At 52.9% G+C, this 16135-nt stretch carries 16 protein-coding genes; 12 read left to right on the plus strand and 4 right to left on the minus strand.

Going from position 1 to position 16135, the window contains the following annotated elements:
- Positions 1 to 4: 4 nt before the first annotated feature.
- The gene (locus AC2FNV_RS12605) at positions 5 to 700 is read left to right on the plus strand and encodes an SIMPL domain-containing protein (protein WP_170475586.1); all 696 of its coding nucleotides are present in this window, start codon (positions 5 to 7) and stop codon (positions 698 to 700) included.
- A 7-nt stretch (positions 701 to 707) separates the two neighbouring features.
- Here the strand turns inward: AC2FNV_RS12605 and AC2FNV_RS12610 are convergent, their stop codons facing one another.
- From AC2FNV_RS12610 to AC2FNV_RS12620, 3 genes are all read right to left on the minus strand, one after another.
- On the minus strand, positions 708 to 1412 hold the full coding sequence (locus tag AC2FNV_RS12610) for a GNAT family N-acetyltransferase (protein ID WP_170475584.1): 705 nt from the start codon (positions 1410 to 1412) through the stop codon (positions 708 to 710).
- 4 nt (positions 1413 to 1416) lie between these two features.
- Complete coding sequence (locus tag AC2FNV_RS12615; RefSeq protein ID WP_170475582.1) at positions 1417 to 2709, minus strand: O-acetylhomoserine aminocarboxypropyltransferase/cysteine synthase family protein; 1293 nt, start codon at positions 2707 to 2709, stop codon at positions 1417 to 1419.
- A 72-nt stretch (positions 2710 to 2781) separates the two neighbouring features.
- Positions 2782 to 3777: a GT-B fold glycosyltransferase domain-containing protein gene (locus AC2FNV_RS12620; RefSeq protein WP_170608278.1), complete on the minus strand. Its 996-nt coding sequence runs from the start codon at positions 3775 to 3777 to the stop codon at positions 2782 to 2784.
- A gap of 153 nt (positions 3778 to 3930) precedes the next feature.
- Between AC2FNV_RS12620 and AC2FNV_RS12625 the strand changes: the two genes are divergently transcribed.
- The 4 genes from AC2FNV_RS12625 (at position 3931) to preA (ending at position 8260) form a co-directional block, all read left to right on the plus strand.
- A complete protein-coding gene (locus AC2FNV_RS12625; RefSeq protein WP_170608276.1) occupies positions 3931 to 4563 on the plus strand; it encodes a cupin domain-containing protein in 633 nt (210 codons plus the stop codon).
- A 158-nt stretch (positions 4564 to 4721) separates the two neighbouring features.
- Entirely contained in the window at positions 4722 to 6056 is a 1335-nt protein-coding gene (locus AC2FNV_RS12630; protein ID WP_170475577.1) for an NAD(P)-dependent oxidoreductase, read from the plus strand.
- A gap of 45 nt (positions 6057 to 6101) precedes the next feature.
- Positions 6102 to 6938: a class I SAM-dependent methyltransferase gene (locus AC2FNV_RS12635; protein ID WP_170608274.1), complete on the plus strand. Its 837-nt coding sequence runs from the start codon at positions 6102 to 6104 to the stop codon at positions 6936 to 6938.
- 17 nt (positions 6939 to 6955) lie between these two features.
- Entirely contained in the window at positions 6956 to 8260 is a 1305-nt protein-coding gene (gene preA / locus AC2FNV_RS12640) for an NAD-dependent dihydropyrimidine dehydrogenase subunit PreA (RefSeq protein ID WP_170608272.1), read from the plus strand.
- A 105-nt stretch (positions 8261 to 8365) separates the two neighbouring features.
- Here preA and AC2FNV_RS12645 read toward each other — a convergent pair whose 3' ends face one another.
- Positions 8366 to 8974: a TetR family transcriptional regulator C-terminal domain-containing protein gene (locus tag AC2FNV_RS12645; RefSeq protein WP_170608270.1), complete on the minus strand. Its 609-nt coding sequence runs from the start codon at positions 8972 to 8974 to the stop codon at positions 8366 to 8368.
- A gap of 170 nt (positions 8975 to 9144) precedes the next feature.
- Between AC2FNV_RS12645 and AC2FNV_RS12650 the strand changes: the two genes are divergently transcribed.
- From AC2FNV_RS12650 to AC2FNV_RS12680, 7 genes are all read left to right on the plus strand, one after another.
- Positions 9145 to 10395, plus strand: coding sequence for a Zn-dependent hydrolase (locus AC2FNV_RS12650; RefSeq protein ID WP_170608268.1), 1251 nt, complete (start codon positions 9145 to 9147; stop codon positions 10393 to 10395).
- A gap of 87 nt (positions 10396 to 10482) precedes the next feature.
- Positions 10483 to 11937, plus strand: a complete 1455-nt coding sequence (gene hydA / locus AC2FNV_RS12655) for a dihydropyrimidinase (RefSeq protein WP_170608266.1) — start codon at positions 10483 to 10485, stop codon at positions 11935 to 11937.
- Between the two features lie 55 nt (positions 11938 to 11992).
- On the plus strand, positions 11993 to 12790 hold the full coding sequence (locus tag AC2FNV_RS12660) for an ABC transporter ATP-binding protein (protein WP_170608264.1): 798 nt from the start codon (positions 11993 to 11995) through the stop codon (positions 12788 to 12790).
- Positions 12790 to 13221 carry a GNAT family N-acetyltransferase gene (locus AC2FNV_RS12665; RefSeq protein WP_170608262.1) on the plus strand — a complete coding sequence of 144 codons (432 nt, stop codon included), beginning with the start codon at positions 12790 to 12792 and terminating at the stop codon, positions 13219 to 13221. The genes AC2FNV_RS12660 and AC2FNV_RS12665 overlap by 1 nt, the downstream gene beginning before the upstream one ends.
- Complete coding sequence (locus AC2FNV_RS12670) at positions 13218 to 14135, plus strand: ABC transporter permease (RefSeq protein WP_170608260.1); 918 nt, start codon at positions 13218 to 13220, stop codon at positions 14133 to 14135. The genes AC2FNV_RS12665 and AC2FNV_RS12670 overlap by 4 nt, the downstream gene beginning before the upstream one ends.
- Entirely contained in the window at positions 14132 to 14983 is an 852-nt protein-coding gene (locus AC2FNV_RS12675) for an ABC transporter permease (protein WP_170608258.1), read from the plus strand. The genes AC2FNV_RS12670 and AC2FNV_RS12675 overlap by 4 nt, the downstream gene beginning before the upstream one ends.
- A 58-nt stretch (positions 14984 to 15041) precedes the next feature.
- A complete protein-coding gene (locus tag AC2FNV_RS12680; RefSeq protein ID WP_170475558.1) occupies positions 15042 to 16031 on the plus strand; it encodes an ABC transporter substrate-binding protein in 990 nt (329 codons plus the stop codon).
- The last annotated feature ends 104 nt before the right edge of the window (positions 16032 to 16135 follow it).

Below are 16135 nucleotides of genomic sequence, written 5' to 3' on the forward strand. Positions count from 1 at the left end.
AACCTTGAAGACGCTTGCTTTTCTAACTGCATTGACCGCTGCGGTGGCGGCAATGCCAGCTTACGCCGAAGAACGTCGCATTATTGTCAACGGCACTGGAACGGTGCTTGCTGCACCAGATATGGCCACGATTACTTTGGGCGTGACAAACCAAGATGAACAGGCCGCGAACGCTATGGCGGCGACCTCTGCGGCAGTAACGCAGATTTTAAATCGGCTGGAAGAAATGGGGCTCGAGGCCCGCGACATACAGACCCGTGATTTGTCCCTGAACCCGGTCTGGAGCGGACGGAACGGCCAAAGCGGGGAGCGCCCAGAGATAACTGGTTTTACAGCCTCGAATCGTGTTGTGATCCGTGTGCGCGATCTTGATGGCCTGGGCGAGATCATGGACGCAGTCATAAAAGATGGCGCAAACGACTTTGGTGGGCTTAGCTTCAGCATCCAGGAACCAAAACCGATGGAGGCAGATGCGCGGGCCAAAGCCGTGTCAGACGCAACTGCCAAGGCCAATCAGCTAGCGCAGGCGGCCGGGGTCACGCTAGGCTCGGTTGTATCGATCAGCGATCACGCCATGGGTTTGCGTCCCGTTGCACAAATGCGAGAGATGAGCATGATGGATGCAGCAACCGTTCCAGTGGCGGGTGGCGAAGTCTCTGTTTCGGTGAACGTGACAATGGAATTTGAGATCGCTGAATAGATCAGCTTCAGGCGCGGGCCATCAGTGGTTTCAACTGCTGGCCCGAGTTGTCAAAATTGTCGGGCGCCAGCCAATTCTCAAAGGCCGCCCGAACTCGAGGCCATTCAATGTCCAGAATCGAATACCAAGCTGTATCACGATTGCGCCCTTTATAATGCGTTGCCTGGCGAAAGATTCCCTCGAAAGTGAAGCCCAGACGCTCCGCTGCGCGCCGTGACGGTGCATTGAGGGCATCGCATTTCCATTCGTACCTGCGATAGCCAAGCTCGTCGAATACCCGTCGCATCATCAGGTACATTGTTTCGGTCGATTGGGGCTTGCGTTGCAGCAATGGCGAAAAATGTATGTGGCCCACTTCAATAACTCCCGCCGATGGTTGGACTCTGAGGTAGGATGCCATCCCAACCGGGTTTTCACCTTCGTCAAGAATCGTGTGAAACATCGGATCCGTATCCATGCAATTCGCACTGGCCCAGTCGGTGAACTCAATCTCCGTCGTGAAGGGGCCATATGGCAGGTAGGTCCAGTTTCGCCCATTTGTGTCGTGTGCAAACGCCCGATAGAGACCGGGCGCATGAAGATTTATGTCTAACGGCACGACGGAACATGAACGACCTTTCATTGGCGAATATGGCGGCGTTGGTCGCGGAAAAATACCCGTAACCGGTTTGCCAACTGGTTGGCCCAGTTCGTTTTTGTCGTGCTCGGTCATCACCTTAGGCGCACGCTTTTGACAGCGCTTGGTCTAGATCGGCAATCAAATCGTCCGCGTCCTCGATTCCAATGGATACACGCACCACACCTGGGCCAGCGCCGGCGGCTTCTTGCTGTTCCGCAGTGAGCTGGCGGTGCGTGGTCGAAGCTGAGTGTATGATCAGCGAGCGCGCATCGCCCAAGTTCGCCACGTGGCTAAATATTTCCAGCGCGTTCACCAATTTAACACAGGAGTCATAACCGCCTTTGACCGCAAAGGTGAACAGCGCACCCGCGCCGCGACGATAATGTTTTTTGACTCGGTCATAGTAAGGAGATGACGGCAGTCCGGCATAGGTGACGTATTCAACCCGGTCATCTGATTCCAACCAGGTCGCGATTTTCTGAGCGTTTTCGACGTGCCGTTCCATCCGTAGGCTTAGGGTTTCGATCCCCATCAGCGTGTAGTGGGCAGCCTGAGGGTTCATCGTCATGCCCAAATCCCGCAGACCGATTGCGATGCCGTGAAATGTGAATGCTAAAGGCCCAAAGGTCTCGTGAAACTTCAACCCATGATAAGCTTGCTCTGGTTCGCTGAGCGACGGGAACTTGTCATTCGCAGACCAATCGAATTTCCCGGAATCCACAATGCAGCCACCCGTTACGGTCCCGTTTCCGGTAAGGTATTTCGTTGTTGAATGAACGACCAGCGTTGCACCGTGCTCGATTGGGCGACAAAGGAATGGTGTGGCAGAGGTGTTGTCCACAATCAGTGGAATGCCTGCCTCGTCCGCGATATCGGCCATTGCGCGGATATCAGTGACATAGCCACCAGGGTTGGCGATGGATTCGCAGAATACCGCGCGGGTGTTTTCGTCTATGGCAGCTTTAACAGCATCCAAATCGTCGGTATCAACGAATTTGGCGGTCCAGCCAAAACGTTTGATCGTCTGGCTGAATTGGGTGACCGTGCCGCCGTACAGGCGCGTCGAAGCGACAACGTTGCAACCTGGTCCCATCAGAGGGAACAACGCCATGATCTGCGCTGCGTGACCCGAGGAACAGCAAACCGCGCCAACGCCGCCTTCAAGCGTGGCGATACGTTCCTGAAGAACTGCGACAGTGGGGTTAGTCAGCCGAGAATAGATAAAGCCAACTTCTTGAAGATTGAACAGTGCCGCCGCGTGTTCTGCATCGCGAAAAACATAGGCTGTTGTCTGATAGATGGGCGTCTGGCGCGCTCCGGTTGCAGGGTCGGGGCGGGCTCCTGCGTGAATCTGCAGCGTGTCAAAGCCGTATTGAGGGCCGTCAGACATATCGAATTCTCCTGTTAGGAACTTTGTTGCTGAAATCTCTAGGACATTGCCTACTTGCACACAACGTTGTCTTCAACGTTGCCATAAGCCCTTGGACTTAATTGTCTTGCGAATGACTTGCTCGCGGTGGGGCAGATTATCGCGATCAAACATCTCGCGAATTTTTCTACCCTTGCCCTGATAAACCAGTTTTTTAATTGGATCATAGGTTTTGAGCACTTTTTTGACCTTGTTCGGCGCGCTGGCTTTCTCGAGCACTTCTATAACATTATCGCTCTCACGCGCGTACAGCAGTGGGAATAAACGGTAGTGGCAACTGACGGGTCCATCCAGGTGGCCATCGGGAAGACTGTCCCGGCTGCCACCAAGGGAGTGAATAACAAGCGGCAATGCCGCCTGATCCAGCCAGGGATCCAGCTTCTGCCCGGTCAATTCCGGAATGTCTTCATCGCGAATCGTCCGTGCTAAGTTCAGAAATCGTTCACCGAACAGACGTGGGCATTTGTAATAGAAATAACCGGCATTGAAGTACAAAAAGCGCCGCCAATAGCCTTGCGGCTGGCTTGTGTCTAAGGAGCTTTCGAAATCCAAGCCAAACCGATCGTACAATGCACGCCATATACCCCCTATATCCGGGCCATATAGTGTTGGCTTGGGCCAGGTTCCTTCTACTTTGCGCGAAGCGCTGGGGCGGTCAAAGTCAAACGGTACCTCAGCCAATTCGCCGGTTATCAGTGTGTCGCTGTCGAAGAAGACGAAGGGTTCACCCGACGGTAAACTCAGTAATGCCTCAATCTTGTTGCCTTGAGGATAACTCTCACCGAAAACTTCGTTGTTGAAGGGCAAAATCTCTGCCCCAAAATGATCTAGTGCCCTAAGTACATCCGGGTTTTGAATACTCGGATCGTTTTTCCATAGGGGTCCTTCCTGCGGAACAGCTACAATCAAGCGTCCTGAAAATCTTGGTGACGAATGTCGAAGCGAAGCAGCAAACAGTACCGCTTCAAATTGAATGCGATTATTTTGTCCGATAACGACAACGTTGAATTCCGGGCGCTTCGCCTGCATATTTTCGCTTTCTGGTTGTAGGTCTGTTTATGGCTCAGCTCTTTCGGGCTTACAGTAACTGGGATGGGCCGTCAAAACCCGATGAGACAGAAGGTTTGAAAATTTATCCGGCTGAACCATCTGACAATTCAGTTGCAACCGAGGAGCGAAGCGATGAGGGTCAATGCCGATTTCAGCAAACGTGTAGCGGTTCATTTCAACGATACTGAGTGGGTCAAGTCCCCATCTGCGGGAGTAGAACGTAAGATGCTGGACCGTATCGGTGAAGAGGTCGCACGCGCCACAACGATCGTACGCTTTGCGCCCGGAAGCGTCTTTGCAGCACACACTCATGACGGTGGAGAAGAGTATTTAGTGCTTGATGGCGTCTTTCAGGATGAAACCGGGGATTTTCCGGTTGGCAGCTATGTGCGCAATCCGCCGACGTCTTCGCACACCCCTTCGGCCAGCGAAGGCGCGACTATCTTGGTCAAGCTGCATCAATTTGATCCGAACGACCGAACCCAAGTTCGCAGATCGATCAACGGAGCGGGAAGTGTGAACTTGTTTCGAGACGAATACGAAGATGTTCGGGTTCAGGATTGGTCTGCAGGAGAATCGATGCCACTAAATTCAAGCAATGGTCTCGAGGTTTTTGTTTTAAGTGGTTCGTTCACCGAAAAGGGTGAAGAGTTTCAAGAATGGGATTGGCTAAGACTTCCGCCGGGGACGCAATCCAGCGCCATTGCCGGCGAAGTCGGTGCGCGTGTTTGGATAAAGTCAGGGCATTTGAGCGGCATGGTCTAGGCCCCCAGCGCCGCAATTTCAGGCATTTTACTTTCGAATTCGGGTCGTCGCGCCCAGATTTTCATTTTTTTGACCATTTGGCAAATTTTACCATTTGATAAAAAATGAGGTTGTGGCAATGTAGGTCCATAACAAACATATCTACAGGGAGTAGAGCGATGGCACAGGGCCAGATGGCACCCGGCATAGTATCCGGGCGGCTTTCCAGCGATGAGCTGACCTCGAATTTTTCAGATCTGCATCCGCCGCTTGCACCGCATGAGGCGGCTGTCGCGGCCGATAGATGCTATTTCTGTTATGACGCTCCTTGCGTTACAGCTTGTCCGACGGATATCGACATTCCACTTTTCATCCGCCAGATTCAGGCTGGTCAGCCGCAATCCGCTGGGCGCACGATCCTCGAGCAAAATATCCTCGGCGGAATGTGCGCGCGCGTGTGTCCCACTGAAACGCTCTGCGAAGAAGCCTGCGTGCGCGAAGCAGCAGAAGGTAAACCGGTCGAGATTGGACGTCTGCAGCGATACGCAACTGACGAAGTGATGGTCACAGGAAAACACCCTTTCGATCGCGCGACACCTACAGGAAAGACGGTGGCAGTGATCGGGGCAGGGCCGGCCGGTCTTGCCTGTGCACATCGGTTGGCGATGTTTGGCCACGATGTGGTGATACACGAGGCTCGGCCCAAACCTGGTGGTTTGAACGAATACGGCATCGCGGCCTACAAATCGACAAACAACTTTGCTCAGGCCGAGGTGGACTGGCTATTGAAAATTGGTGGAATTGCCATCGAAACCGGTTCTGTGCTTGGCGAGACAATCTCGCTGGACGGGCTACTTGAAAACTACGATGCGGTTTTTTTGTCCATTGGTCTTACTGGCGTGAACGCTCTTCGTACTTCTGGTGCAGATAAAGAAGGCGTTCGCCACGCGGTCGACTTCATTTCGGATGTTCGCCAGGCGGCTGATCTTGCGCATTTGCCGGTCGGGAGAAATGTTGTTGTTATTGGTGGCGGTATGACCGCAGTAGATGCTGCTGTGAAATCCAAGTTATTGGGAGCAGAGCATGTAACGATCGCATATCGGCGTGGGCGCGACGCAATGGGGGCGAGCCGTTATGAACAGGATTTGGCCGCCTCTCATGGCGTCCGGATTATGGCTAATGTTCAGCCTGTTGCCATCCACGGCAACGGCGCCGCCGCCGAAATCGAACTGGAATATACTTCCAGTCGGGATGGGCAATTAGTAGGTACGGGTGAAACCATTCGGATTCCCGCGGACCAGGTTCTAAAAGCGATTGGCCAATCGCTAGACGGCGCACCTGAAGATCTTTCGCTGGACGGCAACAAGATAGCGGTATCTGGCGCTGGACGTACGTCAATGCCGGGCGTCTGGGCTGGCGGAGACTGCGCTGCAGGAGGCGACGACTTAACAGTTACCGCTGTTGCCGAAGGGCGAGATGCCGCGTTGGACATCCACGCAATGCTCAATTCGTGATATGTTCAGGCACCAAGGCCGCATAAGTGTCATCGGGGAATTGCAATGTCTGACATAGAAGACGCAGTTGCACGTCACTACACAACCGGAGCTTTAACCACGCGTGTTCGCGACGCGTTGAAAGCCAGCGGAGTAAATCCCGATTCTGCGACTGCTGCTGACTTGAAAGCCAGCGACGAATTCCACACGGGTGGCGTCGCGGCGACTGATCATCTTTTCAATCAACTCTCTTTGACGCCCGCAACCAGAGTTTTGGATATCGGCTGCGGCATAGGCGGTACCTCGCGTTACGTTGCCGATCGGTTTGGAGCGAAGGTAACCGGGTTTGATTTGACGCCCGAGTTTGTTGAAACCGCAAAGTCATTAAGCGAGCTTGTAAGGCTTTCAGATAAGGTCAGTTTCCTAGAAGGCAGCGCGCTGGATATGCCTGTACCTGATGCCGGGTTTGACTTGGCGATTATGTTGCACGTGGGAATGAATATTGAAGACAAGCAGGGGATATTTTCGGAAGTATCCCGTGCACTCGCTAAAGATGGCACTTTTGCGCTTTTTGACGTTATGCGCGGACACGTAGACGAGCCTATGGCTTTTCCTTTGCCATGGTCGACGCAACCGGACACGTCTTTTGTGGACAAACCGGAATTCTACAAAAAATCGGCCGAACACTCGGGGTTAAGTCTGGTTTCAGAGAACGACCGTACTGAATTTGCTTTGGCCTTTTTTGAAGAGGCATTCGCCAAGGCGGCGAAGGATGGGCCTGCCCCGATGGGCATCCACCTGATGATGGGTGAAACCGCACCCGAGAAGTTCAAGAACTATTTCGCAAATCTAAGGGCCGGGCGAATTCGCCCGACGGAAATGATATTCAAGAAAACTGGCTGAGCCGGTGAGGAGGATCCATGGCAGACCTGACAACAGATTTTCTGGGGATTTCCAGTCCGAACCCATTTTGGCTGGCCTCTGCGCCCCCGACCGATAAGGAATACAACGTTCGCCGGGCGTTTGAGGCAGGATGGGGCGGCGTTGTATGGAAAACGCTAGGTTCAGAAGGGCCACCGGTCGTAAATGTTAACGGCCCCCGTTATGGAGCGATATACGGCGCAGATCGCCGTTTACTCGGCTTAAACAACATTGAACTGATCACCGACCGTCCGCTTGAGGTGAATTTGGAAGAAATGGCGCGGGTCAAGGCAGACTACCCCGATCGCGCGCTCATCGCCTCGATTATGGTTCCGTGCGAGGAAGAAGCGTGGAAAGCCATTCTTCCTCGCGTCGCGGAAACAGGAGCGGACGGCATTGAACTTAATTTTGGTTGTCCTCACGGAATGAGTGAGCGCGGCATGGGTTCGGCCGTTGGCCAAGTTCCGGAATATATCGAGATGGTCACACGCTGGTGCAAGAAGTACTATGACCGTCCCGTCATTGTTAAACTCACGCCGAATATCACGGACATTCGAAAACCCGCGGCAGCTGCTAAAAATGGTGGCGCAGACGCAGTATCGTTAATTAACACAATCAACTCTATCACCAGCGTTGACCTTGACACCTTTAGCCCTGAACCATCGATTGACGGCAAAGGCAGTCACGGGGGTTATTGCGGACCAGCGGTGAAACCGATTGCTTTGTCTATGGTCTCCGAAATAGCGCGCAACGAAACTACTCGTGGTCTACCGATTTCTGGTATTGGCGGTGTTACGACATGGCGCGATGCGGCTGAATTCATATCATTGGGCTGCGGAAACGTTCAGGTTTGCACAGCAGCGATGACATACGGCTTTAAGATCATTGACGAACTTACGGCTGGGCTTTCCGAGTGGATGGACAAGAAAGGCTACAGTCAGGTTTCAGATTTTGTTGGGCAAGCGGTTCCGAACGTCACCGATTGGCAATACCTGAACCTTAACTATGTTGCCAAAGCCAAGATTGATCAGGATCAGTGTATCAAGTGTGGCCGTTGCTATGCCGCATGCGAAGACACCAGCCATCAGGCGATTTCGATATCCGCGGATCGGGTGTTCGAGGTGAAAGACGAAGAATGTGTGGCCTGTAACCTGTGCGTCGACGTTTGTCCGGTCGAAGGATGTATCACAATGGTGCCGATGGCAGCAGGCGAGGTCGACCCGCGCACCGGCGACGTAGTGCAGCCAGGCTATGCGAATTGGACGACGCATCCGAACAACCCGATGGTCAAAGCGGCCGAGTAGGGGGAGACATCGCAGAAAAATTCCCAGCGGTTTCGTTACAACCGTGACAAATTTAAGTTCTCTAAATATCCGAGTGCTGCGCAAGTAAGATTGGCATTGCGCTGCCTATGGCGTGAGCAACTTACGGTATAGGGTGTCGATAAACTTTTCTGCGCCTTCGAATGGGTCTTCTTCCCCCAAAATCGCTCGCACTTGTACGTCGAAGTCGGCGTAGTGTTGGGTTAGTGCCCATATTGAAAAAATGAGGTGATGGGTATGAACACGAGCTATTTTTCCCTGATCCATCCACTTGGATAAAACCGCTGATTTTTTGTCGACCAGTACTTTTAGATCGTTTGAAAGCGCGTTGTGAATTCGTGGTGCCCCTTGGACCAGTTCATTGGCGAAAAGGCGGCTTTCGCGGGGAAGTTCGCGACTCATCTGCAGCTTGCGATGAATATAGGAAAGGATTTCCTGCAGGGGATCTCCTTCTTCGTCCAAGTCGTTTAGCGGCGCCAGCCAAGTTTCAAGCAAACCAGATAACAGGGCCGTATGAATCGCCTCTTTTGAGGGAAAATAGTACAAAAGGTTCGGTTTGCTCAGGCCTGCCTCGGATGCGATTTGATCAACTGTCGAGCCTCGAAACCCATGTGCTGAAAACACGTTTAACGCGGCCTCGAGAATCGCTGCGCGGTTCTTTTTCTGAATGCGGGTCGGGGCGCGGTCTTTAGGCATGTTCTCCGGTCGTCTCTTTTTTCACCTGACGAGCAAGAAATATGCCGAAAACTCTTGCGTCACTATGCAATTTCTTGACTGATGTCGAACCCGTGATAGCGTGAGTTTGACCAGATGGTCAAATCAAGACGTTAAAAGCGAGCCAAATCGCAAGCAACAGGGAAAACAACATGTCAGCTCCGGCTCAGAACCTCAGGATTAATGGCGACAGGCTTTGGGAAAGCCTGATGGAGATGGCGAAGATCGGCCCAGGCGTTGCGGGAGGAAACAACCGGCAAACTTTGACTGATGAGGACGCAGAAGGAAGAGCGTTGTTTCAGTCTTGGTGCGAAGACGCGGGCTGTTCGATGGGGCTGGACCAAATGGGCAACATGTTTGCGCGACGAGAGGGCAGTGACCCTGAGGCGCTACCAGTCTATGTGGGATCGCATCTGGATACTCAGCCTACCGGCGGAAAATACGATGGTGTCCTTGGTGTTTTGGGCGGCTTGGAAATTGTTCGAACGCTCAATGATCTTGGTATAAAGACCAAGCACCCGATTGTCGTCACCAACTGGACTAACGAAGAAGGTACGCGTTATGCGCCTGCAATGTTGTCGTCCGGCGTATTTGCGGGAATGCATACACAGGACTGGGCTTATGATCGTGAAGATGCTGATGGTAAGAAATTTGGCGATGAACTGAAGCGCATTGGTTGGCGCGGCGACGAAGAAGTGGGCGCGCGCAAGATGCATGCGTTCTTTGAACTACACATTGAACAGGGACCAATCCTTGAAGCCGAAGGAAAGGACATTGGCGTTGTTACGCACGGGCAAGGACTAAGCTGGACGCAAATCACCGTGACGGGCAAGGACGCGCATACCGGTTCAACACCAATGCCGATGCGAAAAAATGCGGGTTTGGCAATGGCCCGAATTTTGGAAAAGGTGGATGAAATTGCGTGGTCGCACGCACCGCATGCTGTTGGTGCGGCGGGCCATATCGATGTTTACCCAAACTCGCGAAACGTTATCCCGGGCAAAGTCGTATTTACGGTGGATTTTCGCTCGCCCGAATTATCAGTCATTGAAGACATGGAAAATCGCCTGCGGGTTTCGGCACAAGAAATAGTAAATAAAATGGGGCTGGAGATCGAATTTGAGAAAGTTGGTGGATTCGATCCGGTCAAATTCGACGAAGACTGCGTTGCGGCGGTTCGTGGAGCGTCCGAGCGGCTAGGCTATTCCCACACAGATATTATTTCTGGTGCTGGCCACGATGCTTGTTGGATCAATCGCGTGGCTCCTACCGCAATGGTCATGTGCCCATGTGTTGATGGGCTAAGCCATAACGAAGCCGAGGAAATCAGCAAAGATTGGGCCGCGGCAGGAGCGGATGTTCTGTTCCATGCGGTCGTCGAGACAGCCGAAATCGTGGAATAAAGGGCGCTGTTCCCTCGCCCCTAAGGTGAGGTACCAGATATTTTGGCCAGATAAAGTAAGCGGGACAAACCGCGCAGGGAGATTAATATGAGCACTGTTATCAAAAACGGAACCGTTCTGACAGCCGACCTGACATACAAGGCGGATGTAAAGGTCGAGGGCGGAGTAATCACCGAAATTGGCCCTGATTTGAAAGGTGATAAAGAATTGGACGCGACCGGTTGTTATGTCATGCCGGGCGGGATCGACCCCCACACCCATCTTGAGATGCCCTTCATGGGCACATATTCCAGCGATGATTTTGAGAGCGGAACGCGCGCGGCCTTGGCTGGTGGTACGACGATGGTTGTTGATTTTGCGTTGCCAAATCCGGGAGAAAGCCTGCTGGACGCTTTGAAGCGCTGGGACAACAAATCAACACGTGCAAACTGTGACTATTCCTTTCATATGGCCGTGACATGGTGGGGAGAACAGGTTTTCAATGACATGAAGACTGTCGTTGAAGAGCGTGGAATAAATACGTTTAAACACTTCCTCGCTTACAAAGGCGCTCTGATGGTGAACGATGACGAGCTGTTTGCCTCATTTACGCGCCTGGCCGAATTAGGCGGTATCGCCATGGTCCACGCGGAAAATGGGGATGTTGTCGCCGAACTCAGTGCAAAGTTGCTGGCGGAAGGAAATACGGGACCAGAAGCACATGCCTATTCGCGACCACCACAGGTCGAAGGAGAGGCGACCAACCGAGCCATTATGATTGCCGATATGGCGGGTGTGCCGTTGTATGTCGTCCACACTTCCTGCGAAGAAGCACATGAGGCCATCCGACGCGCCAAGATGCAGGGCAAGCGTGTTTGGGGTGAACCGTTGATCCAGCATCTGACATTGGACGAAAGTGAGTATTTTCATCCCGACTGGGATCATGCTGCCCGCCGTGTAATGAGCCCGCCGTTCCGAAACAAGCAGCATCAGGACAGCTTGTGGGCGGGTCTTCATTCTGGAACGCTCAGCGTTGTGGCCACCGATCATTGTGCTTTCACAACCGATCAGAAACGTTACGGAGTGGGTGACTTCACAAAGATTCCCAACGGTACTGGCGGTTTGGAAGATCGTATGCCTATGTTATGGACGCATGGCGTTAACACAGGGCGACTAACGCCACACGAATTCGTGGCGGTTAGCTCGACAAACATCGCTAAGATATTGAATTGTTATCCGAAAAAGGGCGCAATTCTCGTCGGTGCTGACGCTGATATCGTAGTTTGGGACCCTGAAAAAACCAAAACTATTTCCGCTAAAAACCAGCAATCTGCGATTGACTACAACGTTTTTGAGGGCAAAGAAGTCAAAGGACTGCCTCGGTTTACTTTGTCGCGAGGTCAGATTGCTGTTCACGATGGGGAAATACGTACACAGGAAGGTCACGGAGAATTCGTCGCGCGGGAACCCAACAGCCATGTAAACAAAGCGCTGAGTACCTGGAAAGAATTGACAGCACCTCAACCGATCAAACGTAGCGGAATTCCGGCAACGGGTGTATGACGCAGCCAGGCCGTCGCACCGGCGGCTAAATATCGAATTTTTTCAGGGCGGTGGAATGAATACTGAAAGCACTACCCAGCCTGTCGTCGAGGCAAGACAGCTGGATCTCACCTTTCAAACCAATGACGGGCCGGTTCACGCATTAAAAGATGTGAATCTGGAAATTAGCAAAGGTGAGTTCGTCAGCTTTATAGGGCCATCGGGTTGCGGGAAGACGACTTTTCTACGATGCATAGCCGCACTGGAAACACCAACCGGAGGCAATTTGACCGTCAACGGAATGTCGCCGGATCAAGCCAGACGAAACAGAGCGTACGGTTATGTGTTTCAAGCCGCCGGGTTGTATCCTTGGAGGACGATTGCCAAAAACGTAAAACTACCGCTTGAGATCATGGGCTATTCTAAAGCCGACCAAGATGAGCGTGTAGATAGGGTTCTGGAACTAGTTGACTTAAAAGGGTTTGGCGGCAAGTTCCCTTGGCAGCTGTCAGGCGGCATGCAGCAACGTGCCAGCATCGCGCGCGCGCTGGCGTTCGACGCGGACATCCTTTTAATGGACGAGCCTTTTGGTGCACTGGACGAAATTGTGCGCGATCATTTGAATGAGCAACTTTTGGCGCTGTGGGCACGGACAAAAAAGACCATTGGTTTCGTGACCCATTCGATCCCTGAGGCCGTTTATCTAAGCACCAAAATTGTGGTCATGAGTCCTCGCCCAGGGCGGATTACAGATGTTATTGAAAGCCCGCTTCCCAAAGAGCGCCCGCTGGATATCCGCGATACACAGGAATTCATCGATGTTGCCCATCGTGTTCGCGAAGGGTTGCGAGCTGGCCACGGAGATGAAGTCTGATGTCATCGGATGCCATCAGAAGGGCAGAGCCAAAAGATGTGCGGGCTTGCGCGCATGTTATTGCAGTTTGGATGTCGCAAACTGACTGGATGCCCGAAGAATTGTCAGAAGACGAGTTGGAAGCGCTGATCCGCGAGGCGTTTCCTGCACGCGAGATTTGGGTCGCTGGAAATCCCGTGGATTGTTACATGTCCGTTGACCCAAAGGAACAAAAAGTCGGTGCACTGTATTGCCTGCGCACGGGGCAAGGTATCGGCAAACGTTTACTGGATCATGCAAAATCAGGGCGTGACTATCTTTGGCTCACAACTCACGAACCCAACAAGGCCGCGCAAAAATTCTATCGCCGTGAAGGATTCGAAGCGACAGGCATAGAACCGCCTACACCGCCCGAGACACTGCCAGTCATTCGGATGGAGTGGCGCGCATGAAACAGGTCGTTGCCATTCTGACAGTCGTTGTTGTGATCGTTCTCGTTTGGTACGCCGCTTGCGTTCCGATGAATATCAAGGGTGTTCTGACCGAGCTGGAACGCGGGGGCGCAGAGGTGCAACCGCCCTCTGGCAGCGCGCGTCGGGACATGAGCGAGATTGGACTGGTATTGGACAACGGGTTTGCAATTCCGTCCACTTGGGCGCAGGGTAAACCGCGCCTTCCGTCTCCGCACCAAGTTTCAGCAGAACTATGGGACACGACGGTGGGGAAAAAGATCACTTCAAAACGCTCGCTTATTTATCACGGCTGGGTGACGCTCAGTGCAACGATGTTAGGTTTCGTAATTGGTACGGGCCTCGGCATTTTGCTGGCCGTTGGGATCGTTCACAGTCGCGTCATGGACCTTTCGGTTATGCCTTGGGCTATCGTCAGCCAAACAATACCGATCATCGCGCTGGCGCCGATGATCATCGTAGTTCTGTTTTCGGTAGGCGTTCAGGGAATTATTCCCAAGGCTATCATTTCAGCCTACCTAAGCTTTTTCCCTGTTGTTGTCGGCATGGTCAAAGGCTTGCGTAGTCCGGATGCGATGCAACTTGATCTTCTGCGAACCTATAACGCAAGTCAGTCTCAAGGATTTTGGAAACTTCGTCTGCCTGCCTCGATGCCATACCTTTTTGCATCGCTCAAAATCGGCGTTGCGGCGTCTCTGGTCGGGGCCATCGTTGGCGAGTTGCCGACAGGGGCGGTCGCCGGTTTGGGGGCTCGTCTGTTGGCCGGCAGTTATTATGGCCAGACCGTGCAAATTTGGTCGGCGCTTTTTGCTGCAGCCGTATTGGCGGCCTGCCTGGTAGGTTTGTTGGGGCTAATTGAACGGACTGTTCTCCGGAAAATGGGGATGGCCCGATGACGCTGGTATTTCTTGCGCTGCTTGTTTGGATCTTTGGCTGGTGGCTAAACAATCGCCTGGCAAGTGGCCCGCAGGCGGACAGCCAAGTGGTTCGTTTTCTGGCGCCGTTGATATTCGGCTTGACCATTATTTTTGTGTGGGAGCTGTTAGTCCGGGGGCTAGAGGTGCCGTTGGTCATCCTGCCTGCTCCTTCCGTCATTGGGCTGAGATTTGTAAATAGCCTGCCCATTCTGTGGGAGGATTTTGTTCAGACAATCATCAAGGGCGCCTTGAGTGGTTACGTCATTGGATGCAGCGCGGCATTTCTGACGGCCATTGCGGTGGATCGGTGGGATTTTCTTCGTCTCGGTCTTTTACCGGTTGGAAATTTTGTGGCCGCCTTGCCGATTGTTGGGACCGCGCCCATACTGGTTATGTGGTTTGGATTCGATTGGCACTCGAAGTCCGCCGTGGTCGTGGTGATGGTTTTCTTCCCGATGCTTGTGAATACTGTAGCAGGACTGCGAGAGGCGACTGCGATGCAAAGGGATCTTATGGAGACGTATGCCGCATCCTACTGGCAAAGCTTTTTGAAATTACGTTTGCCTGCTGCGATGCCTTTCGTTTTCAATGGGTTGAAGATTTCGACGACACTGGCCCTTATCGGCGCTATTGTGGCGGAATTCTTTGGTTCGCCAACTCTTGGTATGGGTTTTCGGATTTCGACCAGCGTTGGGCAACTGTCGTTGGACATGGTCTGGGCCGAAATCGTCGTCGCGGCACTGGCCGGCACAGCGTTCTACGGGCTTGTCGCCGGTATCGAGAAAGCGGTTACGTTTTGGCACCCGTCGCAACGTGAAAAACAGTGAGAATAATTCAACAGACCCCGGTCAAGGGGCAACAAAAAAGCAACTAGGAGATATCAAAATGAAAATGCTACTTAGCGGAGCGGTTGCCGCCTTCGGTATGGCGGCCAGTATGGCTCTTGCAGCGGACGAGGTGACATTGCAATTGAAATGGGTCACGCAAGCGCAATTTGCTGGATACTACGTGGCTAAGGACAAGGGGTTCTACGAAGAAGAGGGGCTGGATGTTACGATCCTTCCCGGAGGCCCTGACATTGCGCCAACTCAAGTGATTGCAGGCGGAGGCGCGGATGTAACTGTCGAATGGATGCCTGCGGCCTTAGCTGCGCGGGAAAAAGGTCTACCGTTGGTTAACATCGCGCAGCCTTTCAAGAGTTCGGGCATGATGCTGACCTGCTGGAAAGACGCGGGTATTTCCTCACCTGAGGATCTGAAAAACCGTACTTTGGGCGTTTGGTTCTTTGGAAACGAGTTTCCGTTCATGAGTTGGATGAGCCAGCTTGGCATCGACACAGACGGAAAAAGCGAAAGCGGGGTTGAGGTTCTGAAGCAAGGCTTCAACGTCGACCCTCTTTTGCAGCGTCAGGCGGATTGCATCAGCACTATGACGTACAACGAGTACTGGCAAGTCATCGACGCGGGGGTAAACCCGGATGAACTGGTCACCTTCAAGTATGAAGATCAAGGCGTAGCAACGTTGGAAGACGGCCTTTATGTGCTGGAAGAAAACCTGGGCGATGCGGCATTTGTCGACAAAATGGAACGCTTTGTTCGCGCTTCGATGAAAGGCTGGAAATACGCTGAGGAAAACCCGGCTGAAGCCGCAGAAATTGTGCTGGAAAATGATGCGACCGGCGCACAGACTGAAGAGCACCAAAACCGTATGATGGGCGAAATCGCCAAACTGACGGCAGGCTCGAATGGAGCGTTGGACCCGGCCGATTTTGATCGCACAGTTGCGACTTTGTTGGCGGGTGGATCCGATCCGGTCATTACAAAACAACCAGAAGGCGCCTGGACGCATCAGATTACAGATGCAGCGCTAAATTAACCCCACGCACGTGAAGGTAACGAACGCGGCCTCTTTGAGGCCGCGTTTTTTTTGTGGTTACCGGTCGGCTAACCGCACTTGACGTCGGTTCGGCTTCATATTTC

The sequence above is a fragment of the Ruegeria sp. BHSA163 genome, from assembly GCF_059613365.1.